A 20341-nucleotide genomic window follows, 5' to 3' on the forward strand; every position below is an offset into this window, starting at 1 on the left:
AGGAGCCTTCATGGCCGGCCCCAGCCACGACCCGTCCCTCTACCGCGATCGCGATGTCGTGCCGATCCGTCGGGCGCTCATCTCGGTGAGCGACAAGACCGATCTGCTGCAGCTCGCCCAGGCGCTGCAGGCCGCCGGGGTCGAGATCGTGTCGACGGGCGGCTCCGCGGCGATGATCCGGGATGCCGGCATCCCCGTCGTCGACGTCGCCTCGGTCACCGGCTTCCCCGAGTCGCTCGACGGGCGGGTGAAGACGCTGCACCCGAGCGTCCACGCCGGCCTGCTCGCCGACCTGCGCCTCGAGGACCACGAGCGTCAGCTCGCCGAGCTGCACATCGACCCCTTCGAGCTCGTCGTGGTGAACCTCTATCCCTTCGTCGAGACCGTCGCCTCGGGTGCGCAGGGCGACGACGTGGTCGAGCAGATCGACATCGGAGGACCCGCCATGGTGCGCGCGTCGGCGAAGAACTACGCCAACGTCGCGATCGTGGTCTCGCCCGAGTCGTACCCCGCGATCATCGACGCGCTGGGGGCGGGCGGCACGAGCCTCGGGCAGCGCCGCGAGCTCGCCGCACGCGCCTTCGGGCACACGGCGCAGTACGACCGCGCCGTCGCCACGTGGTTCGCCGAGGGCACGCTGAGCGAATCGGACGACCTGCCGCAGCACCTCACCGTCAAGGCCGAGCGCCTGGCAACGCTGCGCTACGGCGAGAACTCGCACCAGCGCGCCGCGATCTACTCCCGCGTCGGCGGTCACGGCATCGCGCAGGCGACCCAGCTGCAGGGCAAGGAGATGTCGTACAACAACTACGTCGACGCCGACGCAGCCCTGCGCGCCGCCTTCGACATGGTCAAGCCGGCGGTCGCGATCATCAAGCACGCCAACCCGTGCGGGATCGCCGTCGCCGCGCCGAACGCCCTCGACCCGATCGCCAGCGCGCACCTGCGCGCGCACGAGTGCGATCCCGTGTCGGCCTTCGGCGGGGTCATCGCCGCGAACCGCACCATCACGCTGAAGATGGCCGAGAACCTGCGCGACATCTTCACCGAGGTCGTCGTGGCGCCGGACTTCGAGCCCGAGGCGCTGGAGGTCTTCAAGCTCAAGAAGAATCTGCGAGTGCTGCAGCTCCCGGCTGATTGGCGACAGGAGCCGATGGACGTGCGCCTCGTCTCGGGGGGACTCCTTCTCCAGGACGCCGACCGTTTCCCCGACGAGATCGACGTCGTGGCGAAGGACTGGCAGCTCGTCTCCGGCGATCGCCCGGCCGAGGAGGAGATGGAGAACCTCATCTTCGCGTGGAAGTCGTGCCGCGCGGTGAAGTCGAACGCCATCGTCCTTGCCAAGAACTCCGCGACGGTCGGGATCGGCATGGGTCAGGTGAACCGCGTCGACTCGTGCCGTCTCGCCGTCGAGCGCGCGGGTGAGCGCGCCGCGGGCTCGGTCGCGGCATCCGATGCCTTCTTCCCGTTCGCCGACGGCCCGCAGGTGCTTCTCGACGCCGGCATCTCGGCGATCGTGCAGCCCGGCGGATCCGTCCGCGACGACGAGGTCATCGAGGCGGCGCGCGGGGCCGGCGTGACGATGTTCTTCACCGGCGAGCGCCACTTCTTCCACTAGCGGCCCGGTGGGAGGGCGCATTGTCCTCCCGTTCTCCCGTCGCCGCAAGACACTTCTCGACGCGCATCTGAACCGGTTTAGTGGCGGCAGAGATGGCCGCATCCGCGCAGCGAGGCGTGCACGAAGGAGTGACGGAGATGGGTCAGACGCCGCCGACCATCGCCGACGTCGCGCGCCGTGCCGGGGTCAGCAAGGGGCTCGTCTCGTTCGCCCTCAATGGGCGCCCCGGTGTCGCCCCCGAGACCCGCAGCCGTATCCTCGAGGTCGCGCGGGAGCTCGGCTGGACGCCCAGCCTGCAGGGCCGGTCGCTCAGCACGGGGCGCTCGTTCGCGTGTGGGCTCGTAATCGGGCGCAGCGCCGACGTCATCGCGGCCGACCCGTTCTTCCACTCCTTCATCGCCGGGCTCGAGGACGAGTTCTCGGTCTCGGGACAGGTGCTCGTGCTCGCCGTCGCCAATCCCGGACGACAGGAGGAGGCGACGTATCGTGGGCTCGCCGTCGACCGGCGCGTCGACGGCGTCGTCCTCACCGATCTGCGGGCCGCCGACGAGCGGGTGCCGCTGGTCGCGGGACTGGGGCTGGCCGCCGTGACGCTCGGCGTCCCCGACGTCGAGAGCCCGTTCTCCTCGGTCGCCGTCGACGACGGCGCCGGCATCCACTCCGCCGTCGAGCATCTCGTCGCCCTCGGCCACCGCCGGCTGGCGCATGTCGCCGGTCCTGACGCGATGCTTCACTCCAAGCGCCGCCGCGATGCGTTCCACGCGGCCGTCACGGCAGCCGGTGCCGACGGCCGCTCCATCGAGACCGACTTCAGCGCTGCCGAAGGAGCCGCCGCAACGGAGGCGATCCTGTCGGCGCCGGATGCCCCGACCGCCATCGTCTACTCGAACGACCACATGGCCACCGCAGGACTCGGCGTGGCCCAGCGGCGCGGCATCGTCGTGCCGCGCGACCTGTCGATCACCGGATTCGACGACACCGACCTCGGCCGATACCTGCACCCTGCACTCACGAGCGTCACCACCGACGCCCGTGCGTGGGGACGGGTCGCGGCGCGCACGCTCCTCGACGCCATCGGCGGCGGGGAGCGCGTGCGGCTCGACCTCCCCGCATCCACCCTCGCCCTGCGCGACTCCACCGGACCCGCGCCGAACGATCAGAGCGGCTGAGCCGCCGAGAACAAGGAGCACGACATGCGACGACGCATTCTGACTCTCGCGGCTGTCGCCGCGGGAGCCCTCGCCCTCACCGCGTGCGGAGGAGGCGGCGGTTCGGCCGGCGAGGGGATGGACAGCAAGGGCGACATCACCATCTGGTACTCCAACAACGAGGCCGAGATCGAGTGGGGCAAGCAGATGGTCGAGGCGTGGAACGCCGACCACCCCGACGAGCAGATCAAGGCGCAGGAGATCCCGGCCGGCAAGTCGAGCGAGGAGGTCATCGGCGCCGCCATCACGGCGGGCAACGCTCCGTGCCTCGTGTTCAACACCTCGCCCGCCGCGGTGCCGGGCTTCCAGAAGCAGGGCGGCCTGGTCAACCTGTCGGACTTCGAGGACGGCGACTCGTACATCACCGAGCGCAGCGGCGACATCGCCGAGCAGTACCGGTCCGAGGACGGCGGCTTCTACCAGTTCCCGTGGAAGAGCAACCCCGTGATGATCTTCTACAACAAGGCGCTCTTCCAGCAGGCCGGGCTCGACCCCGAGAACCCGAAGCTGTCGACGTACGACGAGTTCCTCGAGACGGCACGCACCATCTCGCAGTCCGGTGTGGCCCCCTTCGCGATCAACCCCGCCCCGACGAGCGAGTTCTTCCAGTCCTGGTTCGACTTCTACCCGCTCTACGCCGCCCAGACCGGTGGCACGCAGCTCGTCGAGGACGGCGCAGCGACGTTCAACAGCGAAGACGGCGCGACGGTGGCCGACTTCTGGCGCACGCTCTACGACGAGGGTCTCGCCGGCCGGGAGCAGTACCAGGGCGACGCGTTCGCCGACGCCTACGCCGCGATGGCGATCGTCGGCCCGTGGGCGATCTCGGTCTACGAGGACGTCGATTGGGGCGCCGTCCCGGTGCCGACCGAGAACGGCACGGATCCGGCCGAGACGTGGACCTTCAGCGACGCCAAGAACGTCGGCATGTTCAGCGCGTGCGAGAACAAGGGAACGGCCTGGGACGTCCTGAAATTCGCCACCAGCGAGGACCAGGACGGCAAGTGGCTCGAGTCGACGGGGCAGATGCCGCTCCGCCAGAACCTCACCGAGACCTACCCCGACTACTTCTCGGCGAACGCCGCCTACGAGCAGTTCGGCGACCAGGCCTCGCGCACCGTCGAGGTGCCCAACGTCCAGAACTCGGTCGAGATCTGGCAGACGTTCCGCGACGGCTACTCGAAGTCCGTGATCTTCGGCGAGGAGGATGTCTCGGCCTTCCTCCAGGATGCCGCCGACAAGATCGACTCGCTGGCATCGGGCAGCTGACATGACCACCACGGTCGCGGGACCGGCCGGCCGGACGGGGAAGAACGACCCCGCCCGGCCGGGACCGCCCGCACGGGAGCAGGGGCGGGGCCGGCGGCGGCGCGGCATCCTCGGGGAGAACCCCATCGGGGTGCTGCTCTCGGCGCCCTACATCGCCTTCATCGCGCTCGTCTTCGCCTATCCGATCGTCTTCGCGGTCTGGATGTCGTTCCACGACTACTTCTTCGCCGCGCCCGGCGCGCAGGTCGACCGGCCCTTCGTCGGCTTCGAGAACTACGTCGCGGTGCTGTCCGATCCGAAGGTGTGGCAGTCGTTCTACAACGTCGGGGTGTTCCTGGTCATCAACGTGCCGCTCACGGTGGTGATCTCGATCCTGCTCGCGACGGCGCTCAACCGGGTCGTCCACGCGAAGACCTTCTTCCGCGTGAGCTACTACGTGCCGTACGTGACAGCATCCGTCGCCGTCGTCGCGGTGTGGATGTTCCTCTTCGCCAAGAACGGTCTGATCAACCAGATCCTCGGGCCGCTCGCCCCGAATCCCTCGTGGCTGGTCAACTCCGCGCTCGCGATGCCGACGATCGCCTTCTTCGTCACGTGGAAGGGGATGGGGTTCTACATCCTGCTGTACCTCGCCGCGCTGCAGAACATCCCGAAGGAGCTCTACGAGTCGGTCTCTATGGACGGCGGCGGACGCGTGCGGCAGTTCTTCAGCGTCACGGTGCCGGGCGTGCGTCCCGCGACGCTCCTCGTGGTGCTGCTCTCGACGATCACGGGGGCGAACCTCTTCACGGAGCCCTACCTGCTGACCGGCGGCGGAGGGCCGAACGGCGCCTCGGCGACGCCCGTCCTGCTCATCTACCAGAAGGGCATCCAGCAGGGGAATCCGGATGTGGCAGCCGCCATCGGCGTGATGCTCATCATCATGGTGCTGGCTCTGGCGGCCATCCAGCGCAAGTTCGTCGGGGGTGAGGAGTCATGAGGCGCGCGCTCGGAAGCAAGGTCGCGCTCTACGTCGTGCTGTCGATCGGCGCGCTCGCGTTCCTCTTCCCCTTCTACTACATGGTGATCGGCTCGCTGCAGACCGACCCCGACCCGACCGTCGCCGGAGCGTTCCCCGATCCGGCGAACATCAGCGCCGACAACTACGTCGCGATCAACGAGCGGATCAACCTGCTGACGGGTCTGGCGAACTCGGGGATCTTCACGATGGGGGCGATCCTCGGCACCGTCGTGTTCGGTCTTCTCGCCGGGTACGCCCTGGCGGTGCTGCACTGGCGGGGACGCGGCACCGTGTTCGCGCTGGCGCTCCTCGTGCAGGTCGTGCCCTTCCAGCTGCTGATGATCCCGCTGTACGTGATGATCGCGCGCGACTACGGCCTGTCCGACAGCTACCTGGGCATGATCATCCCGTTCTTCATCAACTCGACAGCCGTCGTCATCTTCCGGCAGTACTTCCTGCAGCTCCCCAAGGAGATGTTCGACGCCGCCCGCATCGACGGGGCAGGGGAGCTGCGGCTCTTGTGGAGCGTCGCACTGCCGCTCGTGCGACCCGCTCTCCTGACGGTCGTGCTGCTCACCTTCATCGGCCCGTGGAACGAGTTCCTCTGGCCCTTCCTCATCACGAAGGAGGCGTCGATGCAGCCGCTGGCCGTCTCGCTCGCCAACTTCATCTCCAACATCGCGGCCTCGACGGCCAACCCGTTCGGAGCCATGCTCGCCGGCGCCGTCGTGCTCGCCATCCCGGCGGTGGTGCTGTTCCTCGTGTTCCAGCGGTGGTTCACGTCGAACGAGCTCGGATCGGGAGTGAAGGGATGACCATGCCAGACCCCACCGTCCCCTACCGCCTCACGCGGGTCGGCGTGCTCATGACGCCCGACCCGGGCGATCCGACCGAGGCCGAGGGCGTGCTCAATCCGGCGTCGGGACGCGGTCCCGAGGGCGAGCTCTACCTGCTCCCGCGCCTCGTCGCCGCGGGCAACGTCTCGCGTGTGGGCCTGGCCCGCGTCGTCGTCGACGGGGGCGTGCCGGTCGGGGTCGAGCGCGAGGGCATCGTCCTCGAGCCCGACCGAGGCTGGGAGCGCGGTGTCGGCAACGCCGGCGTCGAGGATCCGCGCATCACGTGGATCGAGGCGCTCGGCCTCCACGTCATGACGTACGTCGCGTACGGACCGCTCGGTCCGAGGACTGCCGTCGCGGTGTCGACCGATCTGCGCGAGTGGAGGCGTCTCGGGCCCGCGCTCTTCCGCTACGACGACGCGCTCGACATGGACCTCAACCTGTTCCACAACAAGGACACGGTGTTCTTCCCCGAGCCGCTCACGGCGCCGGACGGCACCGAGGCGCTCGCGGTGCTCCACCGGCCGATGTGGGACCTCGGCGAGACCAAGCCCGGGCAGGGCGTGCGCCTCCCGGCCGGCGTCGACGATCCGCGGCAGTCCATCTGGATCAGCTACGTCCCGCTCGAAGCGGTGCGCGCCGACATCGCCGACATCGTCCTGTGGGAGCAGCACCGCTTCGTCGCGGGGCCACGCTACGACTTCGAGGAGCTGAAGATCGGCGGCGGCCCGCCTCCCCGGCGGGTGCCGGAGGGGTGGCTCATCCTGCACCACGGCGTCACGGGCGTCATCGACAGCGCGTTCTCGCAGCAGCAGAACGTCAACTATGCGGCGGGGGCGATGATCCTGGATGCCGCGGACCCCGCTCGCGTGCTCGCCCGCACCGCTCAGCCGCTCCTCAAGGCCGAGACGGAGGAGGAGCGCAGCGGCATCGTCCCGAACGTCGTCTTCCCGACGGCGATCGAGGAGATCGACGGGCAGCTCTTCGTCTTCTACGGGATGGCCGACTCGAAGATCGGCGTCGCGCTTCTCGAGCGGACGGGCGACGACCGCCCCTGACCCCACCTCGCGCCGCTCGCCCGGCGCGGCAGAACCGACCACCCCGCGCCGCTCGCCCGGCGCGCCAGCACCGACCACCCCGCGCCGCTCGCCCGGCGCACAAGAAAGGAAACATCGATGGATCTCTACGCACGGCGAGGTGCGTGGGTCGCGGGTGCCGCGATCGCGCTCACGGTGGCGCTCGCGGCGCCGCCGGCCTCGGCATCCACTCCCCTCCCGTATCGCGCGACGGCCACGCTCGACGTCGCGCCGCTCACGAACCTCGCGCACCTCGACTTCCTGCTCGACCAGGCGACGCCGCCGGCCGACGTCGAGGGCCACACGACGTATCGCCTCGCCGAGGAGCCGACGCTCACGCTTCCGTGGACGTACGCCGACGCGCGCCCGGGCGGCACGTTCGAGCGGGTCGGCGGCGGCGGCCTCGACCCCGCGACGGGGTACTGGCGGCAGGGCGCTTACAACGCCGACGACATCGCGCGCGCCGCGGTGGTGTACCTCCGGCACTGGCAGCTCACGGGGGAGGACTCGAGCCGCGACTCGGCCTACGAGCTCCTCCGCTCGATCGCGTACCTCCAGACGATCGACGGACCGAACGCCGGCAACGTCGTGCTGTGGATGCAGGCGGACGGTACCCTCACCCCCTCCGCCGAGCCGGTCGAGCTGCCCGACCCCTCGGATTCGGGCCCGAGCTACTGGCTCGCACGGACGATCTGGGCCCTGGGCGAGGGCTACGCCGCGTTCGCGGAAGAATCCCCCGAGTTCGCCGCGTTCCTGGAGGACCGGCTCGCTCTCTCCATCGACGCGCTGAACCGCCAGGTTCTGGTCCGGTACGGCGAGTGGGCGGTGTCGGACGGGATGCGGGTGCCTGCGTGGCTCATCGTGGACGGGGCGGATGCCTCGGCCGAGGCCGTGCTCGGGCTCGCGGCGCGGGTCGAGGCCGCGCCGGGCGACACCGCGGCGGCCGAGGCGATGCGCGAGCTCGCCGAGGGCATCGCGGCGATGTCGGCCGGCGACGAGCGCTCGTGGCCGTACGGCGCGATCCTCCCGTGGGCGCAGTCGCGCAGCATGTGGCACGCGTGGGGGTCGCAGATGCCGGCGGCGCTGGCCGAGGCATCCGTCGCCCTGGGCGATGCTGCGCTCCTGCGGCCCGCGGTCCGCGACTCGGCCGTCTTCACCCCGACGCTCCTGACGGCCGGAGGCCCCGACAACGGATGGTTCCCGACTCCGAGCGACCGCGTGCAGATCGCCTATGGCGCGGACTCGCGGGTGCAGTCGCTCCTCGCCGTCGCCGATGCGACGGGGTCGGCGGGCTTCGCCGACCTCGCCGCGATGCAGGCGGCGTGGTTCTTCGGGGCGAACCGGTCGGGAGCCGTCATGTACGACCCCGCGACGGGCGTGACGTACGACGGCCTGCAGCCCGACGGCTCGGTCAACCGCAACAGCGGCGCCGAGAGCACGATCCACGGGCTGCTGACGATGCTCGCGCTGGACGCCCGGCCCGCGCTCGCCGAGCGCGCCCAGTCGGTCGCGACGGTCGCCGAGCGAGCGGGGCTGCGCGTCGTGGAGGCCGAGGGGGCGCAGACCGATGGCACGGTGTTCACGCCCGAGGCGTGGACGGGTGAGTCGCTCTGGTCGGGCAGCGCCCTGCGCCTCACGGCCGGCCAGCGGGCGACCTTCGACATCGGCGCCGACGACACCTCCCGCTGGGTCGAACCGGTCGTGTGGTCGATGCCGGGGTCGTCGAGCACGTCGCGGTGGACGTCGCACCATCGGCCCATCGGGACGCTCACCGAGAGCGGCTTCGAGCAGGGCATCTCGCCCGTGCCGGGGGTGCTGCTGCCGCGGCAGCTCTCGAAGTGGGTCGCGGCCGACCGCGCGGGGCTCGACGTCGCCGTGACGCAGGGCACGCTCACCCTCGACGCGCTCCTCGTCCGGCCCTTCGTGTCGCGGCTCGCCCTCACCGGCGACGGCGGACGGACCGAGCTGGTGCACTCGTCGGCCGCGTCGCCGCAGCCGGTCGTCGTCGGCCAGTCCGGCGCCGCGTCGGTCGCGTCGGTCTACGACGCGACGGGAAGGCTCGTGCGCACGGCCGAGTTCGACGGCTCCCGCAACGTGGTCCTGCCGGTGGGAGGGTTCGCGATCGTGCAGGGCTGACCCCGCTCCTGATCTGGTTCTGACCTCGAGACCGCACCTGAGCGCCGAGACAGCGGTTGACACCCGCTGTCTCGGCGCTCGGTCGCATCCTCGCCGGTGCAGGGGGCGGGGAGGGGAGGGATGGATGCCGCCACCGCCGTGTCCGATTTCCGCCAGCCGGTGTCTGCGGGGCGTGTCAGAGTGGACGCATGGGCAGCCCCGTGACGAACAGCAGCCCGCCGGAGGCGGGCGGCACGGCGACGGCCGTCGCGATGTCGTTCGCCGAGCGGTACCGCGTCATCCAGTCGCGCGACCCGCGCTTCGACGGTCAGTTCGTCACCGCCGTCCGCTCGACGGGCATCTACTGCCGGCCGAGCTGCCCGGCCCGCACGCCCAAGGAGTCGAACGTCACCTTCTACGCCACGAGCGCCGCCGCCCACGAGGCGGGCTACCGCGCGTGCAAGCGGTGCCTTCCCGAGGCCGCGCCGGGATCGCCGGCATGGAACCTGCGCGGTGACACGACGGCGCGCGCCATGCGACTCATCGCCGACGGCGTCGTCGAGCGCGAGGGCGTGCCGGGTCTCGCCCGGCGGCTGGGCTATTCGCCTCGCCACCTCACCCGGCTGCTCACGGCCGAGCTGGGCGCCGGGCCGCTCGCGCTCAGCCGCGCGCACCGCGCGCACACGGCGCGCATGCTGCTCGTCGGCACCGACCTGCCGGCCGCCGACGTCGCGTTCTCGGCCGGCTTCGCGAGCGTCCGGCAGTTCAACGACACCGTGCGGGAGGTGTTCGGGATGCCGCCCCTCGAGCTCCGTGCGCGTCGACGGCGTCCTGCCCACGCCTTCGCGGCGGCTGCCGACGCCCCCGGCGCGATCGACCTGATCCTGCCGCACCGCGGCCCGCTGGACGCCGCGGGCCTCTTCGCCTGGATGAGGGCGCGGGCGATCCCCGGCGTCGAGACCGCGTCCGACTCCACCTTCTCCCGCACTCTCCGGCTCGCGGGCGGCCCCGCCTGGTTCGAGCTCCGCCTCGACGACGGCGGGCACGTCCGGCTCCGCGCCCGCCTCACCGCCCTCCGCGACCTCCCCGCCGTCGTCGCACGCGCGCGGCGGCTGTTCGACCTCGACGCCGACCCGATCGCCGTCGACGAGGCGCTCGCCCGGCATCCGGCGCTCACGGATCTCGTCGCGCGGATTCCCGGCATCCGCGTTCCCGGGGCCGCCGACCCGCACGAGATGCTCATCCGGGCGATGGTCGGCCAGCAGATCACCGTCGCAGCCGCGCGCACCGCGCTCACGGCGCTCGCCTCCGTGCTGGGCGAGCGGGTCGACGGCTTCGGTGACGACACCCTCCTCTTCCCGACGATGGCGGCCATCGCGGAGCGCGGGCACGAGGTGCTGCGCGGGCCCGCGGCGCGCACGCGCGCGCTGCTCGGTGCCGCCACGGCCCTCGCCGACGGCAGTCTCACGCTCACGACCGGCGATGACGGGCCGGAGCAGCGGGCCGCGCTCCTGGCGATGCCCGGCATCGGCCCGTGGACGGCTGACTACGTCGGCATGCGGGTGCTGGGAGATCCCGATGTGCTCCTCCCCGGCGACGTCGCCGCCCGCGCGGGCGCCGCGGCCGTCGGCATCCCCTCCGATCAGGCGGGACTCGTCGCCTGGTCGGCCCGCACGGCCCCCTGGCGCAGCTACCTCATGGCTCACCTGTGGGCGGCGGCTCCGGCATCCCGCCCGCGCCGCGTCGATCCGGCATCCCGCCCGCGCGGCGTCGACTCCGCGGGCCGCGCCGGCCTCTCGACCCCGAACCCCGCCCGGCGTACATCCGCCCCCACTCTGGAGACCTCATGACCACCGCCACGATCCAGACGATCGACACCCCCGACGGCGCCTTCACTATCGTCGCCGACGCGCGCGGCCGTGTGCTCGCCTCGGGCTGGACCGCCGACCCCGCGGCGGCTCTCGCGCGCATCAGCCCGCGGCTGCGTCCGGTCTCGGTGACGGAGGGGGAGACGGATGCCGCGGCCGCCGCCCGCGCATACTACAGCGGCGACCTGTCCGCCATCACGTCGGTCGAGGTCGCGCAGGGCGGCACCGAGATGCAGCTCGCCGGATGGCACGCGCTGCGCGACATCGCGCCGGGCGCGCCCCTCACCTACGCGGAGTTCGCCGCCGCCCTCGGGCAGCCGAGTGCCGTGCGGGCCGCGGCATCCATCTGCGCCCGCAACGCGCCGGCCCTCTTCGTGCCGTGCCACCGCGTGCTGCGATCCGACGGCTCGCTCGGCGGCTTCGCCTGGGGGCTCGAGGTGAAGCGCTCGCTCCTCGCCCGCGAAGCGGCCTGACCCGCACCCGCTCCGGTCGTCGAGGGGGGGAGCGCAGGGTCCTCTCCCGGTCGTCGAGCGAGGGAGCGCAGCCTGCCCGGTCGTTGAGCGAGGGAGCGCGGCGACCGAGACGAAACGCCCGGGCTTCCTCGGCCGGTCGGCGCGTTTCGTCTCGCTTCGCTCGCTCAACGACCGAGGGTTCTGCCTTCTCGTGAATGACCTCCGGTCGTTGAGCGAGGGAGCGCAGCGACCGAGACGAAACGCCTCGGGGTTCCTCTCCCGGTCGTTGAGCGAGGGAGCGCAGCGACCGAGACGAAACGCCTCGAACCCGCGCACAACTCCTCCTTGCATCCAGCATCCTCTCAGGCTTAGGCTGGAGGGCTGTCGCGCGACCCGCGGCACCCCACGATCCGAGGAGGAAGCCATGTATCAGGCCGTCGCCGACATCCAGCCGGTCGCCTTCCGCCTCGTCCTCGGCACGTGGATCGGCAAGGCCCGTCCCGCCGCAGGAGACCCGCGGCACTAGCCGCGTCCCGGGTCCGGCATAGCCTCGGGCCCGCCGGCGTTCTCCTCGACAGGTCGGTCGACCGGCCTCCGCGCGTCTGTGCGCTCTCCTCGCTGTTCCGTCGCGATGTCGCGGCATCCGTCACCCCACAAGGATCATGACTTCCACTGCCCCCTCCACCCGGCTCTCCACCGCACGAGCGCTCGCGAGGCTCCTCCCGTTCGCCAAGCCCGTCATGCCGCGGCTCGTCCTCGGCGCCGTCAGCGCGCTCCTGGCGAGCCTCGTCGCGCTCGGGATCCCGCTCGTGCTCGAGGCATTCGTCGGCGAGAACGGCCCCATCGCCTCGGGCGAGCTGTGGCCGATCATCGGTGCGAGCGCCGTCGTGCTCGCCCTGGGACTCGCCGAAGCCGGACTCATCTGGCTGCGCCGCTGGTTCGTGCTGACGCCCGCGACGTCGGTGGAGTACGACCTGCGCACGAGCTTCTACCAGCGCCTGCAGCGCCTGCCGGTCGCGTTCCACGACCGGTGGCAGTCCGGCCAGCTGCTCAGCCGCATGATGCAGGACCTCAGCGTCATCCGCCGCTGGCTCGCGTTCGGCCTCATCCTGCTGCTCGTCAACATCCTGACGATCTTCGTGGGGTCGCTCATCCTGTTCCGCTGGCATTGGGCGCTGGGGACGACGTTCCTCATCTTCTCCCTCCCGATCTGGTACGCGGGCTACCGCTTCGAGAAGCGATACGGCGCCCTGACGCGCCAGAGTCAGGACCAGGCGGGTGACTTGGCCACGGCGGTGGAAGAGAGCGTTCACGGCATCCGCGTGCTCAAGGCCTTCGGACGCGGCAAGCACGCCCTCCGGCAGTTCACGCGCCAGGCCGAGACGCTGCGCGAGACCGAGCTCGACAAAGCCCGCGCCATCGGGCTCATCTGGTTCTGGCTCGTGCTGCTGCCCGACATCGCGTTCGCCTCGTGCCTCGCGGTCGGGATCGTGCTGAACGCCACCGGTCAGCTGCAGGTGCAGGAGCTCTTCGCGTTCTTCGCGATGGCGACGGTGCTGCGCTGGCCCATGGAGTCCATCGGGTTCCTGTTCTCGTTCCTCCTCGACGCACGCACCGCCACCGACCGCATCTTCGAGGTCTTCGACGAGCAGAACACGATCACCGACCCCGAGAACCCGGTCTCGATCTCCCAGCCGCGCGGAGAGCTCGCCTTCGAGGGCGTGCACTTCCGGTATCAGGATGCCCCGGCCACCCAGCGCGACCTCCTCGACGGCATTGACCTCGTCCTCCGGCCGGGTGAGACGATGGCACTCGTCGGGCTCACGGGGTCCGGCAAGACGACCCTCACCACCCTGCCGACGCGGCTGTACGACGTGACGGGCGGTCGGGTGACCCTGGACGGGGTCGACGTGCGCGATCTCAGGCTCGCGGAGCTGCGGCGGCACATCTCGATGGCCTTCGAGGACGCGACGCTGTTCTCGTCGTCGGTGCGTGAGAATGTGCTGCTCGGTCGCGAAGACCTCGCCCCCGGCAGCCCCGAGGCCGACGCGGCTCTGGCCGAAGCGCTCGCGGTGGCCCAGGCATCCTTCGTCTACGACCTCCCCGACGGGGCCGACACGATCATCGGCGAGGAGGGGCTGTCGCTTTCGGGGGGTCAGCGCCAGCGGCTCGCCCTCGCCCGAGCGGTGGCGGCCAAGCCCGCCGTGCTCGTGCTCGACGACCCCCTGTCGGCGCTCGACGTCGACACCGAGGCGCTCGTCGAAGAGGCGCTGCGCCAGGTGCTCGCCGACACGACGGCGCTCATCGTCGCGCACCGTCCCTCCACCGTCGCCCTCGCGGACCGGGTCGCACTCCTCGAGCGCGGGCGGGTCACGGCGGTGGGGACGCACTCCGAGCTCCTCCGCACGAGCGAGCACTACCGACACGTGATCTCGAGTCTGGAGCTCGAAGAGGCCCGCGTGCGGGCACCGCAGGCAGAGGAAGCGAAGGAGGTGGCCCGATGAGCGCGACCGTCACCGGCACGAGCGGCGAGGACCGCTCCGACTACACGCGCCAGGAGAGCCGCCAGATCCGGCGCCGCTCGCTGCGCCTGCTCGGCTCGCTCGTGAGCCCCGTGCGCTGGCAGCTCGTGCTCGCCGCGTCCGTGCTCGTGATCTCGACGATCCTCCGCGTGCTCGGGCCGGCCCTCATCGCGTACGGCATCGACACGGCGCTGCCCGCCGCGGTCGAGCAGGCGGACTGGATGCCGACGATCATGGTCGTCGCCGTCTACCTCGCCTCGGCGCTCGGCGGTGCCGCGCTGATCGGGTGGTACGTCGTCGTGGCGGCGCGCCTCACGCAGGCCGTCATGCTCGACCTCCGCAAGCGCATCTTCCTGCACACTCAGCGGCTGAGCCTGGAGTTCCACGAGTCCTACACCTCGGGCCGGATCATCTCGCGGCAGACGAGCGACCTCGACTCGATCCGCGAGCTCCTGGACGGCGGGCTGAACGAGCTCACCTCCGGCATCCTCTACGGCGGGTTCACGCTGATCGCCCTGCTCCTGCTCGACTGGCAGTCGGGGCTCATCCTGCTCGTCATGGGCATTCCGATGCTGCTGCTGATGCGCTGGTTCTACACGCGGTCGCAGAAGGCGTACCGGCAGTCCCGCACCGCCAGCGCGAACGTCATCGTGCAGTTCGTCGAGACCATGACCGGCATCCGCGCGGTCAAGGCGTTCCGCAAGGAGCCGCGCAACGACGAGCAGTTCGGCGAGCTCGCGAGCGGCTACCGCGACGTCAACCTCCGGACGATCCGCATCTTCGGCACCTTCGAGCCGGGCCTCATCGCGATCTCGGGCATCGCGCTCGCGTTGGTGCTGATGTGGGGCGGCCTCCGGGTGTCGGCGGGCGCGCTCGAGGTCGGTGTGCTCCTGGCGGCCGTCCTGTACGTCCGCAACTTCTTCTCGCCGATGCAGGAGGTCGCCTACTTCCTCAACTCGTACCAGTCCGCCACGGCGGCGCTCGAGAAGGTGTCGGGCGTCCTCGAGGAGGAGCCCACGGTCCCCGACCCGGTGGATCCGGTGGACCTGTGGACCGCGCGCGGCCACGTGCGCTTCGACGACGTCACGTTCGGCTACAGCCGGGAGCGCGTCATCCTGCCGCACTTCTCGCTCGACATCCCGTCGGGCCAGACCATCGCGCTCGTGGGCACGACGGGAGCCGGTAAGTCCACGCTCGCGAAGCTCGTGTCGCGGTTCTACGACCCGAGCGAGGGGAGCGTGACGCTCGACGGCGTCGACTTGCGATCGCTGCACCCGAAGGACCTCCGGCGCGCGATCGTCATGGTCACGCAGGAGGCGTACCTCTTCAGTGGCTCCGTCGCCGACAACATCGCACTCGGCAAGCCCGACGCGACGCTCGCCGAGATCAAGGCTGCGGCGCGCGCGGTCGGCGCCGACGAGTTCATCGAGGACCTCCCCGACGGCTACAACACCGACGTCAACAAGCGCGGCGGCCGCGTCTCCGCGGGGCAGCGGCAGTTGATCTCGTTCGCCCGGGCGTTCCTCGCCGACCCCGCCGTGCTCATCCTCGACGAGGCCACGGCGTCGCTCGACATCCCGAGCGAGCGGCTCATCCAGGAGGCTCTGCAGAGCCTCCTCGCCGACCGGACCGCGATCATCATCGCCCACCGCCTGTCGACGGTCGCGATCGCCGATCGCGTCCTCGTCATGGAGCACGGCCGCATCATCGAGGACGACGCCCCCGGAAACCTCATCGGCGGCTCGGGCAAGTTCGCGCAGCTGCACGCCGCATGGCGGGAGTCGCTGGTCTAGCGCTGGAGCGGATGGATGCCTCGGCCCCGCGCGTGCGGGCCTGGCCTCCGTCCCTGCCGGGCCGCGCCGTGCCGCGCCGAGGCTCCCGTCCTCGCTGCGCCGAGGCATCCGTGGCTGCCGGGCCGCGCCGTGCCGACGCATCCGCCCTCCCCGCGCCGAGGCATCCGTCCTCCCTGCGCCGAGGCATCCGTCCTCTCCGCGCCGACGCTTCCGTCATCCCCGTGCCGAGGCATCCGCCCTCCCACCCCGCGGGGGGCGGGCGGTGGACTGTCGCCCGCCATGCACCGCGGTCGGAGAAATCCACTTCGGTCGGATCCTTCGCGTCGGATCATCCGACTGCGCTCGATTTCTCCGACCGTCACGCGGCCACGTGCGCCCCCATGGCAATGGCTCGGGCGATGGTGCGCTCCACGGTCGGCCAATCGTGTACGACCTGCGAGTAGGTGAATCGCAGCACGGTGTATCCCCGGAGCCTCAGTTCGGCATCGTGCGCCAGATCCCGGCTCCTCTGAGCCGAGCTGGAATGGTGCGCGAACCCGTCGATCTGGACCACGAGCCGCTCGCCGATGAGCAGATCCACGGGCTTGCGCGCCAGGACCGCCTGCTGACGGATCGGGATGCCCCACCTGCTGAGACGCGTCACCGCAATGGTTTCGAGGCCCGAATCGGAGAGGCCGTTCACCTGCTCCGCGCAGCGACGTGCTGCGAGCGATCTCCAGCGGACGTTCCTCAGGGCGTCGACCGAGATGCTCTCCACCCGGATCGCCGATTCCCACACGACGAGGGCGGCCTCTTCGGAGACGCACGAGGCGATATGCGCGAGCGCGTCCTCGGGCGACTCTGTGAGGGCGAACGGCGGCGCGGGAGCGATCGACTGGCTCCAGTGGACGACCGCGTCTTCACAGACCCGGGGAGCTCGGCCGTGCGGCTTGACGGAGAAGTGCCGCCCGGAGACGACTCCCTCGGGAATCCACCAGCCGCGCCGTCGCGCGAGAGAGAGACACGTCACGCGTGCGCCGGCGCCCGCCGCGGCGACCAACTCCGCATCCGCGTCAGGAAGGGCCAGCCATGCGCGTCGAACGACGTGCACTTCACCGCTTGCGATGCAGCGCGTCTGCTGTCGCGGTCCGAAACCCGCGAGGCGCGCGGCATCCCGGTGACCGATCCCGTCGCTGCGGCTCAACCACTCGCGCAGATCCATCCGGCGATTCTGGCGCGCCTCGCGGCCGGCGGATCGTCCGGGTGCCGGAGACGAGGAGAAGGCGCAGATCGGAGGTCCTGAGGAGGAGCGGATGCGGCGGCATCCGGTCGGAGGAACCTCGCCGCGTCGGAGCAATCCGGCGGAATCGTCCGACCGCGCGCGGATCATCCGACCCGAGCCAAGCGCGGCGCGAGGACATGGCGGCCGCGGAAGCTTCGGGCGGGGGATGCGGGGGCGCGGATTCAGAGCCAGGAGAGGCGGCGTGGTTTTCACGAGGGGTCGATGCCGGGGCATCCGGTCGGAGAGGCGGCGTGGTTCTCACGAGGCGTCGATGCCGGGGCATCCGGTCGGAGAGTGTGCGCCCCGTCGGACAGATCCAGTCGGATAGTCCGACCGCACGCGAATCATCCGACCGCTGAGCGGGCGGGGGGCAACGCGCGACGCCGCCGTAGTGCGGGGGCGCGCACTGCGCGACCCCGCCGTAGAGCGACCCCGCCGCTGCGCGGCCCCGCCGCTGCCCGGCCCCGCCCCAGAGCGGGCGGAGGGCTAGAAGCGCACCTCGGCGATGACCTCGCCGTACTCCGTCTCGCCGACGGGGGTGAAGCCGACGCGCTGGAAGAACGCCTCCGGACCGCCCTCGCCCGCCTCGTAGATCACGTCCACATGGTCCTTGCCGCGCGAGCGCGCCTCTTCGAGCAGCTTCTCGACGGCGAAGCGGCCGACGCCGCGGCCCTGGTCGTCGGCGTCGACGTTGATGCGCCACAGCACCGACCGGAAGTGCTCCTCGGGCGCGTCGTCGTCGAAGTTGGCGCTGACGAATCCGACCACCTCATCGCCGTCGAGGACGACGCGCTGCCAGGCGGTCGCGGGGTTCGAGACGGCGCCCGCGACGGCGTACGAGATCGGGGCGAGGAACTGCTCCTGCCCGGGCTTGAGGGAGAGATTGTTGACCGCCACGATCGTGCTCGCCGACAGTTCCACAAGTCGCAGGTCGCCCATAGTGCACAGGCTAGCCGCAACACGCGCGGTTGAGCACATTCGAGTCTCGGGGTGACGAGCCGATATCTCGACGTCAAGATACTTTGGGCGCCTGCGATAGGCTGAGCAGGCGACCGAACGAAAGACGACTCAGGTGACCGAATCGACCATCATCTACACCCACACCGACGAGGCGCCGGCTCTCGCGACGGCCTCCTTCCTCCCGATCATCCAGGCCGTCACGCGCCAGGCCGGGGTCGACGTCGAGACGCGCGACATCTCGCTCTCGGGCCGGATCCTCGCGGCGTTCCCGCAGAAGCTCACCCCCGAGCAGCAGGTCGGTGACGCCCTCGCCGAGCTCGGCGGACTCGCCACGCTGCCCGAGGCGAACATCATCAAGCTGCCGAACATCTCGGCGTCGATCCCTCAGCTCAAGGGCGCCATCGCCGAGCTGCAGAGCCAGGGCTACGACATCCCCGACTACCCCGACGAGCCCGAGACCGTCGAGGACAAGGACGTCCGGGCCCGCTACGACCGCATCAAGGGCTCGGCCGTGAACCCCGTCCTCCGTGAGGGCAACAGCGACCGCCGCGCGCCGCTGGCCGTCAAGGGCTACGCGCGCAAGCACCCGCACCGCAACAAGCCCTTCGCCGCCGGTTCGAAGACCCGCGTCGCGACCCTCGGCCACGACGACTTCAAGTCGAACGAGAAGACCACGGTCATCCCGGCCGACGACGTCCTGACGATCCAGCACGTCGGCGCCGACGGAACCGTGACGCAGCTCAAGACGGGGCTGAAGGTCCTCCCGGGCGAGATCGTGGATGCCACGTTCCTCTCCGCCGCCGCCCTCGACGCCTTCCTCGCCGAGACGCTCGAGACGGCCAAGACCGACGACGTCCTCTACTCGGTGCACCTCAAGGCCACGATGATGAAGGTCAGCGACCCGATCATCTTCGGACACGTCGTGAAGGCCTACTTCGCCGACGTGTTCGACCGCTACGGCGACAGGATCGCCGAAGCCGGCCTCACTCCCAACGACGGCCTCGGCGCGATCCTGGCCGGGCTCGCCGACGTCGAGGGCGGCGACGAGATCGCCGCGGCCATCACGGCCGGTCTCGGAAGCGGCCCCCGTCTGTCGTATGTCAACTCCGACAAGGGCATCACCAACCTGCACGTGCCGTCGGACGTGATCGTGGATGCCTCGATGCCGGCCCTCATCCGCAACGGCGGCAAGCTGTGGGGCGTCGACGGCGGAGAAGCCGACACGCTAGCGGTCATCCCCGACTCGTCGTACGCGTCGGTCTACCAGACCACGATCGACGACGTCATCGCGCACGGCCCGCTCGACCCCGCGACCATCGGCACGGTCCCCAACGTCGGCCTCATGGCCCAGGCCGCCGAGGAGTACGGCAGCCACGACAAGACGTTCGAGATCGAGGCCGCCGGCACCGTCCAGGTCGTGAGCGGTGCGGGCGACGTGCTCCTCGAGCACGCGGTGCAGCCCGGCGACATCTGGCGCGCGATGCAGACGAAGGACATCGCCGTCCGCGACTGGGTGAAGCTCGCCGTGACCCGCGCGCGCGCGACCGGCGCCCCCGCCGTGTTCTGGCTCGACGAGAACCGGTCGCACGACGCCGCCCTCATCGCGAAGGTGCGCGAGTACCTGGCCGAGCACGACACCGACGGCCTCACGATCGAGATCCTCGCGCCGGCCGAGGCGACGCAGTACTCGCTCGACCGCCTGCGCAAGGGCGAGGACACCATCTCGGTCACGGGTAACGTCCTGCGCGACTACCTGACCGACCTGTTCCCGATCCTCGAGGTCGGCACGAGCGCCAAGATGCTGAGCATCGTCCCGCTCCTCGCCGGTGGCGGCCTCTTCGAGACGGGCGCGGGCGGCTCGGCCCCGAAGCACGTGCAGCAGCTTCTCGCCGAGAACTACCTGCGCTGGGACTCCCTCGGCGAGTTCTTCGCCCTCGCCGCATCGCTCGAGCACCTCGCGACCTTCACCGGGAACGTCAAGGCGCAGGTGCTGGCCGACACGCTGGATGCCGCGACCGGCACTTTCCTCGAGAACGACAAGTCGCCCGGCCGCGCGCTCGGCACGATCGACAACCGCGGCAGCCACTTCTACCTCGCCCTCTACTGGGCCCAGGAGCTCGCCCGGCAGCAGGCCGACCCCGAGCTCGCGGCGGTGTTCGCGCCGGTCGCCGAGGCGCTCGCGTCCGAGGAGCAGGCGATCGTCGACGAGCTGATCGCGGTGCAGGGCTCGCCGGTCGACATCGGCGGCTACTATCGTCCCGACACGAAGCTCGTCGACGAGGTCATGCGCCCGTCGGCCACCTTCAACCGGATCGTCGACGACCTGCGGTAGACCCGGAGGACGAAGAAGAGCGGATGCCGAG

Annotated in this window: 14 protein-coding genes; 12 read left to right on the forward strand and 2 right to left on the reverse strand. The window is 70.8% G+C overall.

Annotated features, from left to right (window positions below):
- Positions 1–10: 10 nt before the first annotated feature.
- From purH to EV279_RS16690, 11 genes are all read left to right on the forward strand, one after another.
- On the forward strand, positions 11–1618 hold the full coding sequence (gene purH / locus EV279_RS16640) for a bifunctional phosphoribosylaminoimidazolecarboxamide formyltransferase/IMP cyclohydrolase (RefSeq protein WP_133546053.1): 1608 nt from the start codon (positions 11–13) through the stop codon (positions 1616–1618).
- Between the two features lie 137 nt (positions 1619–1755).
- Positions 1756–2787 carry a LacI family DNA-binding transcriptional regulator gene (locus tag EV279_RS16645; RefSeq protein ID WP_133546055.1) on the forward strand — a complete coding sequence of 344 codons (1032 nt, stop codon included), beginning with the start codon at positions 1756–1758 and terminating at the stop codon, positions 2785–2787.
- Between the two features lie 24 nt (positions 2788–2811).
- On the forward strand, positions 2812–4095 hold the full coding sequence (locus EV279_RS16650; RefSeq protein WP_133546057.1) for an extracellular solute-binding protein: 1284 nt from the start codon (positions 2812–2814) through the stop codon (positions 4093–4095).
- A gap of 1 nt (position 4096) precedes the next feature.
- Complete coding sequence (locus EV279_RS16655) at positions 4097–5074, forward strand: sugar ABC transporter permease (RefSeq protein ID WP_133546059.1); 978 nt, start codon at positions 4097–4099, stop codon at positions 5072–5074.
- Positions 5071–5910 carry a carbohydrate ABC transporter permease gene (locus EV279_RS16660; protein ID WP_133546061.1) on the forward strand — a complete coding sequence of 280 codons (840 nt, stop codon included), beginning with the start codon at positions 5071–5073 and terminating at the stop codon, positions 5908–5910. The genes EV279_RS16655 and EV279_RS16660 overlap by 4 nt, the downstream gene beginning before the upstream one ends.
- A complete protein-coding gene (locus EV279_RS16665) occupies positions 5907–6989 on the forward strand; it encodes a glycosidase (protein WP_133546063.1) in 1083 nt (360 codons plus the stop codon). Before EV279_RS16660 ends, EV279_RS16665 begins: the two co-directional genes overlap by 4 nt.
- Positions 6990–7106: 117 nt before the next feature.
- Positions 7107–9143 carry a hypothetical protein gene (locus EV279_RS16670; RefSeq protein WP_133546065.1) on the forward strand — a complete coding sequence of 679 codons (2037 nt, stop codon included), beginning with the start codon at positions 7107–7109 and terminating at the stop codon, positions 9141–9143.
- Between the two features lie 251 nt (positions 9144–9394).
- Positions 9395–10972, forward strand: coding sequence for an AlkA N-terminal domain-containing protein (locus EV279_RS16675; protein ID WP_208109596.1), 1578 nt, complete (start codon positions 9395–9397; stop codon positions 10970–10972).
- A complete protein-coding gene (locus EV279_RS16680; RefSeq protein WP_133546069.1) occupies positions 10969–11463 on the forward strand; it encodes a methylated-DNA--[protein]-cysteine S-methyltransferase in 495 nt (164 codons plus the stop codon). The genes EV279_RS16675 and EV279_RS16680 overlap by 4 nt, the downstream gene beginning before the upstream one ends.
- 641 nt (positions 11464–12104) lie before the next feature.
- The gene (locus EV279_RS16685) at positions 12105–13946 is read left to right on the forward strand and encodes an ABC transporter ATP-binding protein (protein WP_133546071.1); all 1842 of its coding nucleotides are present in this window, start codon (positions 12105–12107) and stop codon (positions 13944–13946) included.
- Entirely contained in the window at positions 13943–15757 is a 1815-nt protein-coding gene (locus EV279_RS16690; protein WP_133546073.1) for an ABC transporter ATP-binding protein, read from the forward strand. The genes EV279_RS16685 and EV279_RS16690 overlap by 4 nt, the downstream gene beginning before the upstream one ends.
- A gap of 358 nt (positions 15758–16115) precedes the next feature.
- Here EV279_RS16690 and EV279_RS16695 read toward each other — a convergent pair whose 3' ends face one another.
- Together EV279_RS16695 and EV279_RS16700 are read right to left on the reverse strand one after the other, a co-directional pair.
- The gene (locus tag EV279_RS16695) at positions 16116–16958 is read right to left on the reverse strand and encodes a DUF559 domain-containing protein (RefSeq protein ID WP_133546075.1); all 843 of its coding nucleotides are present in this window, start codon (positions 16956–16958) and stop codon (positions 16116–16118) included.
- A 546-nt stretch (positions 16959–17504) separates the two neighbouring features.
- Positions 17505–17957 carry a GNAT family N-acetyltransferase gene (locus EV279_RS16700; protein WP_133546077.1) on the reverse strand — a complete coding sequence of 151 codons (453 nt, stop codon included), beginning with the start codon at positions 17955–17957 and terminating at the stop codon, positions 17505–17507.
- 133 nt (positions 17958–18090) lie between these two features.
- Between EV279_RS16700 and EV279_RS16705 the strand changes: the two genes are divergently transcribed.
- Positions 18091–20310, forward strand: coding sequence for an NADP-dependent isocitrate dehydrogenase (locus tag EV279_RS16705; protein ID WP_133546079.1), 2220 nt, complete (start codon positions 18091–18093; stop codon positions 20308–20310).
- Positions 20311–20341 lie beyond the last annotated feature (31 nt).

Source organism: Microbacterium sp. BK668, from assembly GCF_004362195.1.
Taxonomy (GTDB): Bacteria; Actinomycetota; Actinomycetes; order Actinomycetales; family Microbacteriaceae; genus Microbacterium.